This window comes from Mycobacterium sp. WUMAC-067 (assembly GCF_020217485.1).
Taxonomy (GTDB): domain Bacteria; phylum Actinomycetota; class Actinomycetes; order Mycobacteriales; family Mycobacteriaceae; genus Mycobacterium.
On the sequence record NZ_JAEKMI010000132.1, the window covers coordinates 1 to 2,260 of the forward strand.

The 2,260-nt window shown below is 61.3% G+C and carries 3 protein-coding genes; 1 reads left to right on the forward strand and 2 read right to left on the reverse strand.

The features are described 5' to 3' along the window. Positions 1 to 269 precede the first annotated feature (269 nt). Entirely contained in the window at positions 270 to 836 is a 567-nt protein-coding gene (locus JF781_RS27800; protein WP_141245007.1) for a hypothetical protein, read from the reverse strand. A gap of 400 nt (positions 837 to 1,236) precedes the next feature. Beyond that, positions 1,237 to 1,938 carry a TetR/AcrR family transcriptional regulator gene (locus JF781_RS27805; RefSeq protein WP_225330661.1) on the reverse strand — a complete coding sequence of 234 codons (702 nt, stop codon included), beginning with the start codon at positions 1,936 to 1,938 and terminating at the stop codon, positions 1,237 to 1,239. Positions 1,939 to 2,059: 121 nt separating this feature from the next. Here JF781_RS27805 and JF781_RS27810 point away from each other — a divergent pair. Continuing rightward, on the forward strand, positions 2,060 to 2,260 hold a 201-nt coding region (locus JF781_RS27810; protein ID WP_225341353.1), incomplete at its 3' end, for an acyl-CoA dehydrogenase family protein.

Below are 2,260 nucleotides of genomic sequence, written 5' to 3' on the forward strand. Positions count from 1 at the left end.
AGTAAGGAACTGACAATCGCCTCGAATGCCGCCCGCCGAGATGTGGCTGATAAATCACTGCTACAAAACAGTTCTGCTAGGTCGTCGGGTTCAACATTGGTGTCGCCGCGCATACACGTAGCCTATGCCCGTTTCGGCATGAGTCAGCCGCTCTAAGCGGGGCCTCAGCCCGGCGATCGCTCGCCCGTACACCGGAACTCGAAGGAGGACCCCGTGCCGCTATGGAACATTTACTGCACCGAAGGCAACCTCGTCCCGGTTTTCCGTCGCTATGACTCCGGCACGCACCTGAGATCCGCTGCGCACATAGCGCACAGCGTTTTCACCCAGAATGGCTGTCGATGCGGGCGGCCGGGTTGGCCGCATCTCTCGCAGGTGATGGCCGATTCACGTTCGGCCGCATCGGTGATTGCGGTGAACCGCTCCCACAGCTCAGTACGCCGCTCGGTGCTGGGCTCACAGTAGTAGCGCAGGGTTCCGAACTTCTCTTTGACTTGGTAGACGACGTAGCCGCCGTCGAGAGCCGCCAGTTGCCGGTCGCAGGCGATGCTGATCGGGTACCAGCCCGCGTCGTGCCGGAACCACCGACCCCAACCGTCCGGGATCCGCCGCAGAATCCGCTCCAAGCACTCTGCATGCACGCCGGCGTCCGGAGGAAGACGCAGGGCGTCTCGGTTGTCGTCGGTCGAAAACAGGCGCCCGAGTGCACCGGCCACGTCGTCGGGTGTCGCCGTGCCCGCGCGTAGCCGCACCGCCATTTCACTAATATCCGACCCAGCTGCCCAGATACGGGCTCGCTGCTGATCGGTGAGATCAGGGAAGTGCTTGTCAGTCATCGCTGATGCTCGCGGGTCGTATCGCTATCTGCCCTCGGCCATTCCGATCGCATACACCAGTATGGAACGCTCACGACGATCCCATGAATCAACAACAGTTTCACGGCGAGGCTGTCGCCTCCATTGTCAGTTCTCGAACACGACGTCATGAGTTGCATTCCCGAACTCTGATGATGACTCGGTTCTCGCCGGATGTCGCGCGATGTTTCTCTCAAGACTGTGCCATTCTTCGCGCGGCACGTCTCGAACACGTTCTCCTGCAGGCTGGTAGCCACCGCGAACACCGATTCGCTGTATCTACGGCACGCATTTCGCTCCCGCAGCGCGCTTGCCCGACGCTGCCCCCGGCTGTGCGTTTTGTCTGTGCGATTCAGCTGCGCGTATCGGCACGGGGCGTCAGTTAGGGCATTGCATTCTGTTGCGCAGGCGTAGAAACACCAGCCGAACTAGTTGCGTCCATGGCGATGCCCGTCTCTGCGAGTCGCTGTTGCAACAGCAACCATGTTTGCGAGACGAGTCGTTCGATGAGTTCGTCCCGCGTCTCTTGCCGATGGTCGAGCCACCATTGGATGGAGGCGTCGATCAGACCATGTATGGCGATGATGAAGCCATCGTCTGCGTACTTATCTTTGTGGAAGCCGGGAAAGTACAGCGCGCCGCCCGCGGCGATCTCTGACGCGAAACCGCTCGGCTCGTTGCCGACGGTGTCATCTGTGCGGGCGTAGCGCCGGCTGGATAGGAATCGGAATAGGTTCGGATGTTCGTCAGCCCAGGTGACGTGGTGCACGATCGGGCCGCGTACGGCCTCCTGTGGCGTTGCACGCTCGCGAATTCCTTCCCGGATTCGTGCTTTGTGTTCGTGGTACAGGGTGAGCGCGATCTCGCGGTCGAGTTCTTCTTTGCTTGCGAAGTGGCGATAGATGTGCGCGCGGTTGAGCCCTGCGCGATCGGCGAAGTCCCCGGTGTTCGCGCCTGGGCCGGCTTCTTCGATAGCGCGGATCCCGGCCGCGATGATGGCGCGGCGACGTTGTTCACCGCGATCGCTGCGACCTGAGGCACGCCGCGCACTGAGGCTGTCCGTCTTTCCTCCCATCGACACCATGCGATCAGCGTATCCGGGTCGCAGCTTGCGCCCGCCAAAGTCTGGGTACACTGTGTACCCATATTGGGAACAGCTTGTACCCAAGGTTCGAAGTCTCTGCTCACTCACCACTAGGAGAAACATGTCCGGCTACCGTCCTACCTGGCTCGACGAAGAACTCGACTCGCTGCGCGAGCTTGCTCGCGCCTTCTGCGAGAAAGAACTAGCGCCCAATGCTGAACGGTTCGTCGAACAGCACCAGGTAGACCGCGATCTCTGGAACAAGGCCGGCGAGTTGGGGCTGTTGTGCATGTCCGTCCCGCAGGAATACGGCGGCGGCGGC

Excerpts from the sequence above, each read along its gene's own strand:
- JF781_RS27805 (WP_225330661.1), bottom strand. The coding sequence starts at position 1,938 with ATGGTGTCGATGGGAGGAAAGACGGACAGCCTCAGTGCGCGGCGTGCC.
- JF781_RS27800 (WP_141245007.1), bottom strand. The coding sequence starts at position 836 with ATGACTGACAAGCACTTCCCTGATCTCACCGATCAGCAGCGAGCCCGT.